Source organism: Arthrobacter sp. NPDC089319 (assembly GCF_040684925.1).
Taxonomy (GTDB): domain Bacteria; phylum Actinomycetota; class Actinomycetes; order Actinomycetales; family Micrococcaceae; genus Crystallibacter.
This window is the reverse complement of the sequence record NZ_JBFBGZ010000006.1, coordinates 19,282-33,797: the sequence shown is the minus strand read 5'-3', so window position 1 is coordinate 33,797 and position 14,516 is coordinate 19,282. Positions and strand designations below refer to the sequence as shown.

14 protein-coding genes are annotated in these 14,516 nt (G+C 66.4%); 4 read left to right on the top strand and 10 right to left on the bottom strand.

What is annotated here, in order from left to right; translation table 11 throughout:
- Position 1 precedes the first annotated feature (1 nt).
- Both AB0N75_RS10215 and AB0N75_RS10210 read right to left on the bottom strand, forming a co-directional pair.
- Positions 2–988 (bottom strand): ABC transporter ATP-binding protein, encoded by a 987-nt coding sequence (locus AB0N75_RS10215; RefSeq protein ID WP_364648876.1) that lies wholly within the window; start codon positions 986–988, stop codon positions 2–4.
- Positions 989–1,215: 227 nt separating this feature from the next.
- Complete coding sequence (locus tag AB0N75_RS10210) at positions 1,216–1,875, bottom strand: GntR family transcriptional regulator (protein WP_364648873.1); 660 nt, start codon at positions 1,873–1,875, stop codon at positions 1,216–1,218.
- Between the two features lie 93 nt (positions 1,876–1,968).
- On the opposite strand from AB0N75_RS10210, the gene AB0N75_RS10205 reads away from it, so the two are divergent.
- Both AB0N75_RS10205 and AB0N75_RS10200 read left to right on the top strand, forming a co-directional pair.
- Positions 1,969–3,285, top strand: a complete 1,317-nt coding sequence (locus AB0N75_RS10205) for an MFS transporter (protein WP_364649538.1) — start codon at positions 1,969–1,971, stop codon at positions 3,283–3,285.
- A 23-nt stretch (positions 3,286–3,308) separates the two neighbouring features.
- Positions 3,309–4,538 carry an alpha-hydroxy acid oxidase gene (locus tag AB0N75_RS10200; RefSeq protein ID WP_364648870.1) on the top strand — a complete coding sequence of 410 codons (1,230 nt, stop codon included), beginning with the start codon at positions 3,309–3,311 and terminating at the stop codon, positions 4,536–4,538.
- Positions 4,539–4,579: 41 nt separating this feature from the next.
- On the opposite strand, the gene AB0N75_RS10195 is transcribed toward AB0N75_RS10200, so the two are convergent.
- Positions 4,580–5,239: a nucleoside/nucleotide kinase family protein gene (locus AB0N75_RS10195; protein ID WP_364648867.1), complete on the bottom strand. Its 660-nt coding sequence runs from the start codon at positions 5,237–5,239 to the stop codon at positions 4,580–4,582.
- Entirely contained in the window at positions 5,236–5,451 is a 216-nt protein-coding gene (locus AB0N75_RS10190; protein WP_364648864.1) for a hypothetical protein, read from the bottom strand. The genes AB0N75_RS10195 and AB0N75_RS10190 overlap by 4 nt, the downstream gene beginning before the upstream one ends.
- 56 nt (positions 5,452–5,507) lie before the next feature.
- Here AB0N75_RS10190 and AB0N75_RS10185 point away from each other — a divergent pair, with 56 nt between their 5' ends.
- A complete protein-coding gene (locus AB0N75_RS10185; protein WP_364648861.1) occupies positions 5,508–6,308 on the top strand; it encodes a hypothetical protein in 801 nt (266 codons plus the stop codon).
- A gap of 71 nt (positions 6,309–6,379) precedes the next feature.
- Here AB0N75_RS10185 and AB0N75_RS10180 read toward each other — a convergent pair whose 3' ends face one another.
- From AB0N75_RS10180 to AB0N75_RS10155, 6 genes are all read right to left on the bottom strand, one after another.
- On the bottom strand, positions 6,380–7,198 hold the full coding sequence (locus tag AB0N75_RS10180; RefSeq protein WP_364648859.1) for a class I SAM-dependent methyltransferase: 819 nt from the start codon (positions 7,196–7,198) through the stop codon (positions 6,380–6,382).
- Positions 7,199–7,558: 360 nt separating this feature from the next.
- On the bottom strand, positions 7,559–8,125 hold the full coding sequence (locus AB0N75_RS10175; RefSeq protein ID WP_364648856.1) for a TetR/AcrR family transcriptional regulator: 567 nt from the start codon (positions 8,123–8,125) through the stop codon (positions 7,559–7,561).
- A 114-nt stretch (positions 8,126–8,239) separates the two neighbouring features.
- Positions 8,240–8,956, bottom strand: coding sequence for an ABC transporter ATP-binding protein (locus AB0N75_RS10170; RefSeq protein ID WP_364648853.1), 717 nt, complete (start codon positions 8,954–8,956; stop codon positions 8,240–8,242).
- On the bottom strand, positions 8,953–10,095 hold the full coding sequence (locus AB0N75_RS10165) for an ABC transporter permease (RefSeq protein ID WP_364648850.1): 1,143 nt from the start codon (positions 10,093–10,095) through the stop codon (positions 8,953–8,955). Before AB0N75_RS10165 ends, AB0N75_RS10170 begins: the two co-directional genes overlap by 4 nt.
- A 169-nt stretch (positions 10,096–10,264) precedes the next feature.
- Complete coding sequence (locus tag AB0N75_RS10160; protein ID WP_364649535.1) at positions 10,265–11,422, bottom strand: MFS transporter; 1,158 nt, start codon at positions 11,420–11,422, stop codon at positions 10,265–10,267.
- A gap of 97 nt (positions 11,423–11,519) precedes the next feature.
- Positions 11,520–13,202: an ATP-binding cassette domain-containing protein gene (locus tag AB0N75_RS10155; RefSeq protein WP_364648847.1), complete on the bottom strand. Its 1,683-nt coding sequence runs from the start codon at positions 13,200–13,202 to the stop codon at positions 11,520–11,522.
- Positions 13,203–13,589: 387 nt separating this feature from the next.
- Between AB0N75_RS10155 and AB0N75_RS10150 the strand changes: the two genes are divergently transcribed.
- On the top strand, positions 13,590–14,516 hold the full coding sequence (locus tag AB0N75_RS10150; RefSeq protein ID WP_364648844.1) for a 2-dehydropantoate 2-reductase: 927 nt from the start codon (positions 13,590–13,592) through the stop codon (positions 14,514–14,516).

Below are 14,516 nucleotides of genomic sequence, written 5' to 3'. Positions count from 1 at the left end.
GTCAGTTTCCTTCCTGGCTGGCGCCGGCGGCGACAGCAGCGTGCCGTCCGGACTCTGCGGAGCCGGCCTGGTCATGTACATCGGCCACCGGGCCGGAATGGTATTCGACTTCGTCCTTGGTCAGGTCCATGTAGGCCTCCTCCAGGGATGCCTGCAGCGGGGTCAGTTCGTAAACCAGGACCTGCTGGGCGAGGGCCGTTTCCGCGATGGCGCGGGCCGCGACGCCGCTGACTTCCAGCAGTTCCGGTTCGCGGGCCTCGACGCTGACGCCTTCGCCGGCCAGCGCCCGGGTGAGGACGTCCGGCCGGTCGGTGCGCACCCGCACCCGCTGGGCGCGGTTGTTCAGGATGTCGTCGATGGGCGCATCGGCGATGATCCGGCCGCGGCCGATCACGATCAGATGGTCCGCCGTCAGCGACATTTCGCTCATCAGGTGGGAAGACAGGAACACCGTCCGGCCCTCGGCGGCCAACGCCTTGACCAGGTTGCGCACCCAGAGCACGCCTTCCGGGTCCAGCCCGTTCACCGGCTCGTCCAGGATGATGGTCTGCGGATCGCCCAGCAACGCGGCCGCAATGCCCAGCCGCTGGCCCATGCCCAGCGAGAAGCCGCCGACGCGCTTCTTGGCCACGGCGCCGAGGCCGGTCAGCTCGATCACATCGTGCACCCGCTTGGTGGGGATGCTGTGCGTGGCGGCCATCGCCCGCAGGTGGTTATAGGCCGTGCGGGAGGTGTGCACCGCCTTCGCGTCCAGCAGGGCACCGACTTCGCGCAGCGGTGCGCGGTGCTTGGCGTAGTGCTTGCCGTTGACCAGCACATCGCCGGAGGTGGGGCGGTCCAGTCCCATGATCATCCGCATGGTGGTGGACTTGCCTGCGCCGTTCGGACCCAGGAAGCCGGTGACCCGGCCGGGCTGCACAGTGAAGGAGATGCCCTGCACTGCCGGTTTGTTTCCGTAGACCTTGACCAGGCCCTGTGCCTCGATCATCTGAACCGTCCTTTGTATGTGGGGTGGCGCCCATTCCCGGGGCCACTAGCTACGTTACGGATTGCCGGGCGTCTGCACACCGCACGCAAGGATGATCTTGGCGACCGACTGGATCATCCCTGCGGATGACGCTACGGGGTTTAGTTGTGCCCGCTTTACTGGGGGAAGCCCTGAGCTGTCCCGGACCGATCCCCGGGCGCTGCTGTCTTCTGGAAGAGGTGCCGGCCCTAAGCCCAGAGGTCGCTCGGCCGTTCGAATTGACGGGCCATTGCGGAGCGCACGTTGCGCAGATGGGTTCGCATGGCCTCGGCCGCGCCAGCGGCGTCGGCGGCGGCCACGGCTGTGTAGATGGCCTCGTGCTCCATCAGTTCCTGCTCCGCCGCCAAGTGGGCGTGAAGTCCGGGCAGCACGCGGTAGGCGCGCGAGGTCTCGCCGAGGCAACGGGCCAGAACGTCGTCAAGCCGTCGGTTCCGGCCGCCACGCGCCAAGGCCCGGTGGAACGAGTAGGCGTATTCCATGCTCACCAGCGGCTCGGCCACAGCCTTCTCGCGCTGCTTGTCCAAAAGCTCCCGCAACGTGGTCAGCAGGGCGTGGTCCGCATAGGTAGCGGCACCCGCGCAGGCATGCGGCTCGAGGAGCATGCGGAGGTCGAGGACCTCGGCGACGTCATGCGAGCTCATCGTCACGACGAGGTAGCCCTTCTTAGGGAGCACCGTCAGGAGGCCCTCGGTTGTCAGGAGACGCAACGCCTCCCGCACGGGGGTTTTCGAGACGCCGAACTCCTCGGCGAACCGTGGCTCCACCACGAGGGAGCCTGGGGCCAAGTCCCCTGAGAGGATCCGGTGGCGCAAAGCGCTGGCGACCCTATCGGTCATCGACTCGGCCACGGCCCTCCTCACGAAATATTGCGGTGAAGCATATCACTGCGTGCTAGAAATATATTTCAAGCATCCCAGAGCTTCCGCGCCCCAGGAGGAACCATCACTAGCAACACCGCCGTTGCCAGCAGTCCCGCAAGGCTTACCCCGGGCGCTCGGCGCGCTCTCTTCGCCGCCACCCTCGGGACGCTCATCGAGTGGTACGACTATGCGCTGTATGGTGCGGCAGCCGGCCTCGTCATCGGGCCTCTCTTCTTTGCCGGAAGCGGGTCCGAGGCATCGCTGGCGGCGTTCGCGACCTTTGCCGTCGGCTTCGTGGCCCGCCCGTTGGGCGGGGTGCTGATTGGACATCTGGGTGACCGGCACGGCCGACGGCCCGCGATGCTGCTGACGATTCTGCTCATGGGTGCCGCGACGGTGGGCATTGGCCTGCTGCCGACCGCGGCCGCGATCGGGGCTGCTGCCCCGCTCCTGCTGATCGCGTTCCGCCTCCTTCAGGGGCTCGGCGCCGGCGCCGAACTCGCCGGAGCCATGACACTCGTCGCGGAGTTTGCCCCCGCCAAGCGGCGTGGCTTCTTCACCGCCGTCGTGCTGGCGACGCCACCCGCGGGCATCGCCCTCGCCACCGTGGCCTTCCTCTGGGCCTCCTCGGCCGGCGACGCCGCGCTGCTCGACTGGGCCTGGCGCATCCCGTTCCTCGCCTCTGCCGTCCTGTTCTTCGTGGCCCTCTTCATCCGTGCCAAACTCGAGGAGACGCCGGAATACCGCCAGGCGAACGAGCACGCCGACGAGGCGCGCAAGCGCAAGCTGCCCGTGATGGAGCTCCTGCGCAAGGACCCCGTTGCCGTCCTGATCGGCTTCTTCTCCATCACCGGTCACAATGCCCTGAACTACATCATGGCGGTGTTCGCCATCGGTTTGATGGCCTCCCCTGCCGTGGGGATGAGCCGTCCCGAGGCGCTGCTCGCCGTCACGGTCGGTTCCCTCGCGGGCGTCGTGGCAACGCCCGCGGGCGGCTGGCTTGCCGACCGCTTGGGGGCCGGCCGCGTTCTGGCAATCGGCTCTGCCGCCGGCGCGTTGTTCGCGTTCCCGCTGTTCGCCGCCTTGACCAGCGGATCGGTCGCGGTGGCGACGGCCACGATTGCCGTGGGATACGGCGTCGTGATTGCCATGACGAGCGGCGCTCAAGGCGCTTTCCTGACCAATCTGTTCCCGCCGGATCGGCGCTTCTCCGGCGTCGGGCTGGCACGCGAGCTTAACGGTGCGATCGTGGCAGGCCTGAGCCCGCTCATCGCGGGCGCGCTGATCGCGGCAGCACAGGGCAGCACGTGGTCGGCGGCGCTGTTCCTTGCCGCATGCTGCGCATCTTCTGTGATCGCCGTACTCTTGGCCCGCGGCCGCGGCACCACCGCCGCCTGATTCCACCCCTTGGAGGTACCCTCATGAAGCGCAGATTCCCCCGCGTGAGCGAACTTCGCCCACTGCTGAAGTTCGAACTCCCGAGTCTGGACCGCCGGGCCGCACGGCTGGCTCACGCCGCAGATGTGTGGGACCTTCGAACGACCGCGAGGCGCCGCACGCCCACGCCCGCTTTCGACTACGTGGATGGCGCCGCCCAGCGTGAGCTCACGGTGGGACGGACACGGGAGGCGTTTGACGCCGTCGAGCTCCTCCCCCGCGTTTTGCACGGGACCGAGAAGGTTGACCTCTCGACGTCGATCGCCGGCGGCATTTCCTCGCTGCCGTTCGGAATAGCTCCGACCGGGTTCACGCGGTTCATGCATGCAGAAGGTGAGGACGCCGGCGCGTCCGCTGCCGCCGCGGCGGGCATCCCGTTCTCACTGTCCACCATGGGCACGCGCTCGATCGAGCAGGTAGCCGCAGCCGCTCCCGAGGGCCGGCGCTGGTTCCAGCTGTATCTGTGGAAGGACCGGCAGAAGTCGCTCGACCTGCTGCGCCGCGCGGAGGCTTCAGGCTTCGACACGCTGCTCGTCACCGTCGACACGCCGGTCGCCGGTCAGCGGTTGAGGGATGCCCGCAACGGCATGGTGATTCCGCCCAGGCTGACCATCAAAACCGTGCTCGATGCCTCCTACCGGCCCGAGTGGTGGTTCAACTTCCTCACCACCGACCCGCTGACGTTCGCGTCGCTGTCCGGGACCAGCCAAGACCTTCCGACGCTGATCAACTCAATGTTCGATCCGTCGCTCTCGATGGCCGACCTTGAATGGATCCGCTCGGTGTGGGCCGGGAAACTGTTAGTCAAGGGCGTGCTGACGGCCGAGGACACACGCCGCGCGCTCGACGCCGGAGCAGACGGCCTCATCGTCTCGAACCACGGTGGGCGACAGCTTGACCGCGCGCCGGTCTCGCTCCGCGCACTGCCCGAGGTGCGGGCCGAAGCCGGGGACGGGGTGGAGATCATCCTCGACTCGGGGATCATGTCCGGGGCGGACATCGTCGCTGCGCTATGCGCCGGAGCGGACTTCACCCTTATTGGGCGCGCCTACCTTTACGGACTCATGGCCGGCGGGCGCGAAGGCGTTGACCGCGTCATCGAACTGCTGGCGAAGGAGATCGAGGTGACGATGCAGCTTATTGGTGCAGCGACCATCGAGGATCTGGGGCCGCACCTGCTGCGCACATGGCCTGAGCCAGAGCGCACCACCTAGATAGTCTCGGCGCCGTGCGCAGGCCCACGCACCTCTTTGAGCTAGGCAGCGCCGACGACTTCTTCCAAGCTGACGATGAGGTCTGCGTCGGCCCGGGTTGCGCGGATCAGTTGGGCGTTCCTTTCGTCGACTGTTCTCACCCAGGCTTCTGCTTCCGACTGGCTCTTGCCGAAGTCGATATGCCGCTGGATGAGGCGCTGGATGCGCTTGCCGTCGTCCTGTTCGCAATACCAGATCTCGGTGCACTGGCCGCGCACTTTACGCCACTCGGGGCTGTCGAGGAGCAGATAGTTCCCTTCAGTCAGGATGGTGGTGGCGGACGGGAAGACGGGGATGACGCCGGCGATGGGTCGTTCGAGGGTCCGTTCGAATCCCGGCGCGTAGACCACGGCATCCCGCTCCGAACGCAGCCGTTGAAGCAGCGTGGCGTAGCCGTGCACATCGAAGGTCTCCGGTGCGCCCTTTTGATCAAGGAGACCAAGGCGGATCAGCTCCTGGTCCGAGAGGTGGAACCCGTCCATCGGGACGTGGGCGAACTCCTGGACTTCGGGTTCCGGACTGTCCTTGTTCAATTCCTTGAAGAGGCTTTCCACCAGGGTGGTCTTGCCGGCGCCGGGCGCGCCGACCACGCCGACAACAACGGGCGCCTCGTTGGAGGCTTTCCACTGCCTGACACGTGCGACCAGCTCTTCCAGGTTCATAGGGCCACCGGTGCGGCGTGCCAGTTTTGGCCGGTCGTCCCGGCGGCGAGGATGACCCGGCCCTCGCCGTCGGTCCACTGATTCCGCGAGACGGCCAGATTGTTGGACAGTCTGCGTGCGACGGCAGAGGAGGAGCTTTTGTAGGTGATGGGGTCACTGTAGTTGATGGCAGCCAAGGTGTGGAAGAACGATGGGAAGCCCACCTGTCCCACCCAGCCGGATCGCGCTCCTTGCGCACCTGAGCTCAGGCCGATAGCGTCTCCACACCATGAATCTGCCGCCCGCCCCCGACCCCTCCGGCGCCGCCGACTTGCCGGACAGGAGCCTCACGCGCCCGGAGAGCCGTGCCCCCTTGGTCGGCCACCCCGCGGGCAGGGAAGGCGATACCGGCACGGTAACCGGACCGTTCCGCGCGGGTGTCAGGTCGCTCCTGGCCGTACCCGGAACGGTGATGTTGATCCCGGTGGAGGCGCTCTTTCTTGGTTTTCTGGGAGCGGCGGCCCTAACGAATTCGTGGAACGAGGCCCTGGTTCCGGCCTTGTTGGCCGTGGCCGCACTGGTCCCCTCCGCGTTGGAGCGGGGCATCGAGGCCAGGTTCCCCGCGTGGTTGCACGGCTGCTATCTGGGGTTCCTGATTGCGGGACCGTTCGCCGGCACCCGGTTGGGGCTCTATGCATTCAGGCCCGATTGGGACAAGGTCATCCATGTGTTCTCGGGGTTGCTCGTAGGGTGCGCCATCACGTTCGCCCTCGGTATCGTCGGCCGCAGGAAACACCTTGATCTTCCGCCCTTTCTGGTTGTGTCCGGGGTGGTGGCCTCTGGCGGTTTCGTCGCTGCCGCATGGGAAATCGCCGAGTACACCAGCGACGGACTCCTAGGCATGCACGCACAAAATGCCAGCCTCCAGGACACGATGACGGACATCATCTGCGGAGTTCTCGGGGCGATAGCCGTGGCGGTCATGGTGGGAATCCACTTCCGCGGCCACCCGGTTCCCCCGATCAGTTCTTTGCTTCGAAACCGCGACTTCAGCTCCTCTGGGCCGCGTCAGATGCCAGGACGCCCGTGACGGCGTGCAGGACATGGACCAACTCGGGAAGCCGATGAAGATCCGGATTCCTGACCGTCGGTCCAGCACGCTTACCTCTTGCGGGCTGTGAACAGCAGGTATTCCCATTCCATCGTGCCGCCGCCGAGATCGTTCCGGCGGGCCAGTTCCACAAGTGCCTGATCGAGGGCCTGCACCCGGTCCGGATCCTCTGCGATGTTCCGGTACGTGTTGATCGTGGGGCCATAGCAGGCCTTGAAGAAGTCGCGGAATTCCTCAGCGGTATCGAACCTGTCGACCGTCAGCTTTTCGCGGCGGGCCACGACGTCGGTGGCCCGGTCGCCAAGTAAGTCCTCCACGTGCTGCTGGCTGCCCCAGAGGGGCGGCGGCTGCGCACCCGGGGGCGGCGGGGGTGCATAGGGCTTCATGGTCGAAAACATCTGGCCGATAAAGCCTTCCGGGGTCCAGTTGGAAAGGGCGATCGCACCTCCGCTCCGCAGCACCCGGACCAGTTCGTCGGCACTGGCTTGGTGGTTGGGAGCGAACATGATCCCCACGCAGGAGATCGCGGCGTCGAAGGAGCCGTCGCTGAACGGAAGGTCCTCGGCGTCCGCCTCCTGCCAGTCCACGGAAACCCCCGCCTGTTGGGCCAATCTGCGCCCCTGCTCGAACAGTTCGGGAGTGAGATCCGCGGCGGTGACCCGCGCCCCAGCCTGCGCGGCCGGAATGGTCGCGTTGCCGGACCCAGCCGCAATATCCAGAACGCGGTCGCCCTGCTTGATGCCACTTGCCTGGACCAGGGCGGGTCCCAGCGCGGAGACCACCTCCGTGGCGACGGCGGGATAGTCGCCCAGTGCCCACATGGCCCGGTGCTTTGCCTTGATTTCCGAATTAGCCGATGGATTACTCATGACCTTGCCTCCTGCTGTTGAAGGCCCCCATTGGTGGTTCTACAAGGATCGGTGCGAGCCTGATTAATTTCCAGTGGCAGCCGTTGTTGGCGTCTGTTCGAAGCGGCATCTCTGTGTCCGCCGCGCACTAATTTCGCGGGTGGTCGGGACGGTCCGCAGCGAGGCGCGGCCAGGAATTCCCTCAACCGTCACCAGAACAGTGGCGAGTCCTGCTCGACCCCGTGGTGCACCCTTTCTACCTCACCGCAGTGCGGCCCGGCGGAGGTCCGTGGGCGCATTGCAACCATCCTCAGACCGAGTTCATCTGCCGCGTCCTCGGTGCGATCGCTAGTTGCTGCCGGAGACCGACTCGGTCCCTTGCTAGCCCAAGTGTCCCAGCATGGTGCGGAGGTGGCTGTGCACCTTTTGGCGTTCGATGCCTTGTTCAACCATCTGCCCTGCAGCGTGGATGACCGCTGTTACCAGGTCGGCTATTGGTTCAGGCTCGGTGATCCCCAGTCTTTGCAGGGCATCGACGAGAGGTTGGCGGGCGGAAGCATGCATCTGTTCGGCCTGCTCGTCGAGGTCTGGATCCGGCGTGATGGAAGCCAATGCAGTTCCTACGGCGTGGCCGCCTTCGGCGACAAGGTCAATGCAGGTCGTCGCATAGGCCAACACCGCTTCAGTTGGGGTGGCGGCCTCGTCCACGGCGCCGGAAACGCGGGCAAACCATCGTGGGTAGACTTCCCGGGCGGCAGCCTGCAGGAGTTCCGTAGGCGATTTGAAGTACTGGTAGATGGATGTTCTGGCCATACCTGCCCGGCCCGCGACTTGGGCCAGGGTAGGGGGCGCCCCCAGTTCGTGGAGCAGGTCAAAGGTGGCATTGAGGATGGCTTCCTCTTGCTGAGCGCGATGTTCAACAACGCTGGACGCTTTGATTCGCGGCATGAACCGGTCTGCCCCTCCCATCTTGGTGTTCCACGGCTGCCCCTAGGTTATCCCGCAGATGGGAGTGGCGGCGGTGCCGGCGTTTCCACCGTCACCGCCACCACCGTGTCCTCGCTAGCGCTTGTTCAGCCTGCCGTCTTCCATTTCATACACGGAATCGCAGTGCTTCAGCACAGAGGTGTCGTGCGTGACCATGACGGTGGCGATGCCGAGTTCGCGGGATCGCTCAGCCAGAAGGACCACAACTTCATGGCTGCGCGCGCTGTCCAGGGCCGCGGTCGGCTCATCCAGCAGCATCACAGCCGGCCGGGTGACCATTGCCCGGGCGATGCCGACGCGCTGACGTTCACCTCCGGAGAGTTGGCCGGGCCGATGCTTGATGCGGTGCGCCATGCCCACCGCTTCCAGCAACGGATCCGGGCTGAAGCTGCGCGGTCCCTTGGCGAGCCGGTTTACCATTCGCAGTTGGTCGCCCGCGGTGAGGGAAGGAATGAGGTTTCCCGACTGAAACACGAAACCAACGTTCTTCAGCCGATGCAGCGCCCGAGCGGAGGGCTTCAGCGCCGTAATGTCCTCTCCGCCGACCCGCACTGTTCCTGTGTCCGGGAGAGACAGCGCCCCGGCAATGGCAAGCAGTGAGGATTTGCCTGAGCCGGAAGGGCCGACGACGGCGGCAAACTCGCCGCTTTGGACGGTCAGGCCGACCCGGTCGAGGACCTTGATGCGGTCTTCGCCATCCCCCAAGGTGAGGCTGACATCTTCCAGTTCCAGTCCAGCCAATGCTTGTGGGCGTGAAGAACGGAGATCGGTTTGGTGCGCGAGCTGGCTCATCGCTGTCCTCCCAGTGCGGTCAGGGGATCAATGCGGGCAATACGAACAATCGAGACGGCGGCGCCGACCAGTCCGAGCACGATCGTCATGAGCGCCGCGGTCATCACCGGCCCGTATTCCAAGGCGAATGGCATGCCCGCCGGCATGGCGGTGCCAAGGCCGACACCCGCGGCCAAGCCAACAGCGGTAAAGAGGACCAGCAGAAGTGCCGCTTGGGCCAGTCCATCGCGCAGCAGGAACCGCACGGGTGCACCGATGGCCCGCAGGACAGCGATCTCATGCCTGCGTTGGATGGTCCAGACCGAGAAGAAGGCGCCCACCACCAGCGCGCAGATGGCATACAGGAAGACCTGGATCATGCTCAGCGTCATGGTTTCGGCCTGATAGCCGGGGGAAGCGTTGAACGATTCGGTCAGCGGCATCGACGTGGTTCCGGCGACGGCGTCTCCCGCAGCCAGGTCAATGGAGCGGCCGTCGGCGGCGCGGATAGCCACGACACTCGCCAGCTCGAAATCGAGGGCGTCGACCTGTTCAGCGGTGGGAGCTCCGGCCGTGGCCTGCCCGGCAGCAATCAATTGCCATGTGGCCAGCGGCAGATACGCGATGTCGACATGCCCGAAGGTGGCCTGGCCTTGGGTGAAGCCGATCACCGTCAGTTCAGTGTCGATTCGGTCCAGCGTCAGCACGGTTCCCAGGTCTATTCCTTCATCGCGCGCCGTCTCAGAAACGACGATCCCGGCAACGGGGCCGACCTGCTCGCCCTCGGATGCCTCGGGGGCCAGGAAAGAATCCGGCTCGACTCCGAAGAATGCGAGATCCACCTGCTTCCCGCTGTCGCTGGTGGCGTTCAGCATGGAGCTGCCCATGGGAGCAGCCTCAGCAACACCCTCTTGGCCGCGCCAGCTCTGTATTTGGTCTTGGTCGACGACGGAGCGTGAAAACGCGTTGTCGGTCTTGGTCCCCTCGTCAAAGGCAAACGCCGTGGCAGGCAGCGCTTTCAGCCCGGACACTCCATCGTTCACCAAACCGGATGACAGTCCTGAAAGGATCACCGTCAGCACCGAGATCAGCGCTATCACGGCGCCCATCAGGCTGAACCGACCCTTGGCGAAGGACAGTTCCCTCAGCGCAAGAAACATAAAATTTGGCCTTATCGTCACATGGTGGTTTTCCCGACATACTGTCGGGATGATGCCAACAGTATGTCGGGAAAACTCACCGGACGCCAAATTCCCCCTTCAGACCAAGCCGTGATGGCGAGCGTTCAGGCGTAGGGAGAGAAGTGTTCTGGCGAGTTGTCCTAGCCGACTACGGCCGCGGGTGCCGCTGCTCGCGTGCGGCCGGCGCGGTGAGCAGCGAGGCGACCATCAGGACGGCGACGGCGAGCAGGGCGTTGCGGATGCCAACGTGTTCGCCGAGGAAACCGAGGAACGGCGGGCCGGCCAGGAAGGCCACGTAGCCCAGGGTGGAGACGACCGAGACGCGCTCGGCGGCGCGGACGGGATCGTCCGCCGCCGCGGACATGCCCATCGGGAAGCCCAGTGCGGCGCCGGCTCCCCAGAGCACCGCACCGGCGAAGGCCAGCGGCAGGTTCGGCGCGAACACAAAGACCAGCAGGCCGGCCAGCGCGGCGCCCAGGCTGATCCGCAGCACGGCCACCCGGCCCCAGCGGTCGATGAACCGGCCGCCGGCAAAGCGCAGCAGCGTCATGGCGGCCACGAAGACGCCGAACATCACCGCGCCCAAGGCTTCGCTGGCACCGAGCCCGACGACGGTGGCCTGCGCGATCCAGTCGTTGGCGGCACCTTCGGTCAGGGCGGCGCCGAGGACGACGACGCCGATCAGCACGGTCCGCGGTTCACGCCAGGCGGCAAACCGCCCGCGGTGAGCACCGCCGTCGTGCTCCTCATGGCGCGGCAGATGGGGCAGGAAGGCGCGCGGCACCAGCCAAGTGGCGACCGCGACGACCGCGGCCAGCACCGCCAGATGGACGGAGAGCGAGACGCCGAGCACGGAGAGCCACGCGCCGAGCATCGCGCCGGCGAATGCGCCGAGGCTGAAGGCGGCATGGAACTGCGGCATGATGGTGCGCAGCAGCTTCCGCTCCACGTCGGCGCCTTCGATGTTCTGCGCCACGTCCCACCACGCCACGCCAATGCCGTAGCAGAACAGCGCAGCGGCAGCGCCCGGAACCGTTCCGAGGGCGAGCGTCACGGCGAGGCCTGCAGCGCTGATGGCTGCGATCAGGCCGCCGGCGCGGACGGTGTTGGCCGTGCCGATCCGGGCCGCGATGGGTCCGGCCAGCGGCAGCGAAATGACCGAGCCCAACCCGAGCGCCAGCAACAGGGCGCCAATTTGGCCGGCGCTGATGTCCAACGCTGCAGCGGCCGCGGGAATCCTGGCTGCCCAACTGGCAAAGACCAGTCCGTTCAGCGCGAAGATGGCGAAGGTGGCGTACTTCGCCATCTTCGCTTGGCGGGGCGGACCGCTGGAAGGGCGGCCGGCGGCTGACTTGCCCGTCCGCCCTTCCTGCTCAGCGTTCCCGGACACCGCGTTCGAGGGGTCAGCGTTCCCGGACAACACGATCCTCGTCCCAGACCGGGGTGTCGCTTTCGTAAACCTTGCCGTCGGACCCGAAGACCAGGAACCGGTCGAAGCTGCGCGCAAACCAGCGGTCGTGGGTCACCGCCAGCACCGTGCCCTCGAACGCGTCGATGGCCCGCTCCAGTGCCTCGGCGGAATGCAGGTCCAGGTTGTCGGTGGGCTCGTCGAGCAGCAGCAGGGTGGCGCCGGACAGTTCCAGCAGCAGGATCTGCAGCCGGGCCTGCTGGCCGCCGGAGAGCGAGTCGTACAACTGCTCCGCCTGCCGGGCCAGGCCGTAGCGGTCCAGCACGGCGGCTGCCGCTTCGCGGCCCAGGCCGGAGCGGTGGTCGTCGCCGCGGTGCAGGATATCCACCAGGGACTTGCCCAGCAGGTCCGGCCGCACGTGGGTCTGGGCGAAGAACCCGGGCCGGATCCTGGCGCCAAGCTTGACCGTGCCGGTGTGCGGCACCTCGGCGATCTGCACCTCTGAGACCGGCAGGTGCTCCCTTTCCGGATCGGTGCCGCCGCTGGCCAGCAGGCGCAGGAAGTGCGACTTGCCGGAGCCGTTGGAGCCGAGCACGCCGACCCGGTCGCCGAACCAGATCTCGGTGCTGAACGGCTTCATCAGCCCGGTGAGCTCCAGCTTGCTGGCCACCACCGCCCGTTTGGCCGTGCGCCCGCCCTTGAGCCGCATCTGCACGTTCTGCTCGATCGGCACGGCCTCCGGCGGTCCGGCCTCAAGGAACTTTTGCAGCCGGGTGGTCGCCGCGTGGTAGCGGTTCGCCATGTCCGAGCGGAAGGCCGCCTTGTTCTTGTACATGTTCACCAGCTCTTTGAGCTTGGCGTGCTCCTCGTCCCAGCGTTTGCGCAGTTCCTCGAACCGCGCGTTCCGGTCGTCGCGGGCCTGCAGGTAGCTTTCGAAGCCGCCGCCGTGGACCCAGGCGGTGGCACCGAGGGCGCCCGGCTCCAGCGTCACGATCCGGGTGGCCGCATTGGCCAGCAGCTCACGGTCGTGGCTGACGAACAGCACCGACTTCCGCGACTCGCGCAGCTTGTCCTCCAGCCAGCGCTTGCCGGGAACGTCCAGATAGTTGTCCGGCTCATCCAGCAGCAGCAGTTCGTCCGGTCCGGAGAAGAGTGCTTCCAGCACCAGCCGCTTCTGTTCGCCGCCGGACAGGGTCGATGCGTTGCGGTACTGCGCCCGGTCGAAGGGCACGCCCAGCGAGGCCATCGTGACCTCGTCCCAGACCGTCTCCTGCTCGTACCCGCCGGCATCGCCCCAGTCCGCGATCGCCTGGGCGTAGCGCATCTGGGTGGGCTCGTCGTCGTGTTCCATCATGGCCAGCTCCGCCTCATCCACGGCGCGCGCGGCGGCGGCCAGGGCCGGCGGCGCGGCGCCGACCAGCAGGTCCCGGACGGTGGTCTGGTCGCGGACCTGGCCGACGAACTGGCGCATGATGCCCATGCTGCCCGAGCGGGCCACGGCGCCGTCGTCCGGGGAAACGTCCCCGGCGATGATCCGAAGCAGGGTGGTCTTGCCGGTTCCGTTGGGTCCGATCAGGGCCGTTTTGGCGCCGTCGCCGACCTTGAAGCCGACGCCGTTGAGCAACTGGCGGCCGTCGGAGAGGAAATAGTCAATATTGGAGACGTCGAGATGGGCCACTGAACCAGTCTGTCATGGCCCGGGCATACGAAATGGCTCAAAGTCAGGCCTCCCCATTAGCCAACTCACTTCGAGCCATTTCGTGTGCGGCATCTGGATCCACCGCCCGAAGGCAGGTCCCCCAACTCGGATCCCAATACCGCCGCCTCCGGTTGGTCTCCCGTCCGGTTGCTGACACCTTCAATCATGGTCGAGGACCCGCGCGGATTCCAGATCAATCCACCCTAGTTAGAAAACCCTAGGGTGCTGCTGTCCTTACCGGAGCGCCGCTGGCAGCAGGCGACGTCTTGGGCGAGGTTTTGCGAGGAAGCGGGACGGACTGCGTGTGCGCCACAATGGTCACGAACCCTGATCGGCATCGTCAGCGCGCATCACGCAAGGAGCCCCATGAGAATCCTGATTGCCGGAGCCGGAGCGACCGGCGGCAGCTTCGGCGCCCGCCTCATCGAAGCCGGACGTGAGGTAACTTTCCTGGTCCGCCCGCGCCGCGCGGAACAACTCGCACGCGATGGCCTGACCTTGGACGCGCCAGACGGCCGCCGCACTCTGCAGGCGAAGACAACCACGACGATCGCACCCGGCGACCACTACGACCTGCTCATCATTGCCGTCAAGGCTCCCGCCCTCGCCGACGTGCTCAACACCGCGGCCCCCGCTATTGGACCGGCGACGATGATCCTGCCGATGCTCAACGGCATGGACCACCTCGATGCCCTTCAGGCGGCATACCCCGGCCAGGTCCTGGGCGGCCTCGTTAAGATCGTCGCAACCCTCGACGAGGCGGGCACGGTCCTGCAGATGACCCCGCTGTGCACGATGACGGTCGGCACCCTTGACGGTTCGACGTTGAAGGCAGAGATTCCCCAGGCGCTCAACGTTCCCGGCATCGAGCTCACCGTTGATGATGACGTGCTGACGCGACTGTGGGAGAAATGGGCATTCATCGCTTCCGCCGGCGTCATCACCTGCCTCTTCCGCGGCACAATCGGGGATATCCTCGCCGCCGGCGGCGAGGCGCACATCCTCCGGGCCATCGCCGAGACGGAAGAGGTCGCCCGGAGCGCCGGCCACGCCGTCAGCGCCGCAGGCCACGCCCAAAGCATTGGTCTGCTCACCGAAGCGGGCTCGTCTTTCACGTCGTCGCTCTATCGGGACCTCCAGCACGGTGACCCGGTGGAGGCCGAGCACATTCTGGGAGGCCTCGCCGCCCGCGCTAGGAAGCTCCGGGTCGCAACACCTTTGCTCGACGCTACGCTGCTCCAACTGCGCACCCACCACCGCGCCTTGGAGCGGAGCACCCAGACACCTCACTGA

Excerpts from the sequence above, each read along its gene's own strand:
- AB0N75_RS10175 (WP_364648856.1), bottom strand. The coding sequence starts at position 8,125 with ATGCCGCGAATCAAAGCGTCCAGCGTTGTTGAACATCGCGCTCAGCAA.
- AB0N75_RS10195 (WP_364648867.1), bottom strand. The coding sequence starts at position 5,239 with ATGAACCTGGAAGAGCTGGTCGCACGTGTCAGGCAGTGGAAAGCCTCC.
- AB0N75_RS10170 (WP_364648853.1), bottom strand. The coding sequence starts at position 8,956 with ATGAGCCAGCTCGCGCACCAAACCGATCTCCGTTCTTCACGCCCACAA.
- AB0N75_RS10185 (WP_364648861.1), top strand. The coding sequence starts at position 5,508 with ATGAATCTGCCGCCCGCCCCCGACCCCTCCGGCGCCGCCGACTTGCCG.
- AB0N75_RS10165 (WP_364648850.1), bottom strand. The coding sequence starts at position 10,095 with ATGTTTCTTGCGCTGAGGGAACTGTCCTTCGCCAAGGGTCGGTTCAGC.
- AB0N75_RS10160 (WP_364649535.1), bottom strand. The coding sequence starts at position 11,422 with ATGGCGAAGTACGCCACCTTCGCCATCTTCGCGCTGAACGGACTGGTC.
- AB0N75_RS10200 (WP_364648870.1), top strand. The coding sequence starts at position 3,309 with ATGAAGCGCAGATTCCCCCGCGTGAGCGAACTTCGCCCACTGCTGAAG.
- AB0N75_RS10215 (WP_364648876.1), bottom strand. The coding sequence starts at position 988 with ATGATCGAGGCACAGGGCCTGGTCAAGGTCTACGGAAACAAACCGGCA.
- AB0N75_RS10180 (WP_364648859.1), bottom strand. The coding sequence starts at position 7,198 with ATGAGTAATCCATCGGCTAATTCGGAAATCAAGGCAAAGCACCGGGCC.
- AB0N75_RS10150 (WP_364648844.1), top strand. The coding sequence starts at position 13,590 with ATGAGAATCCTGATTGCCGGAGCCGGAGCGACCGGCGGCAGCTTCGGC.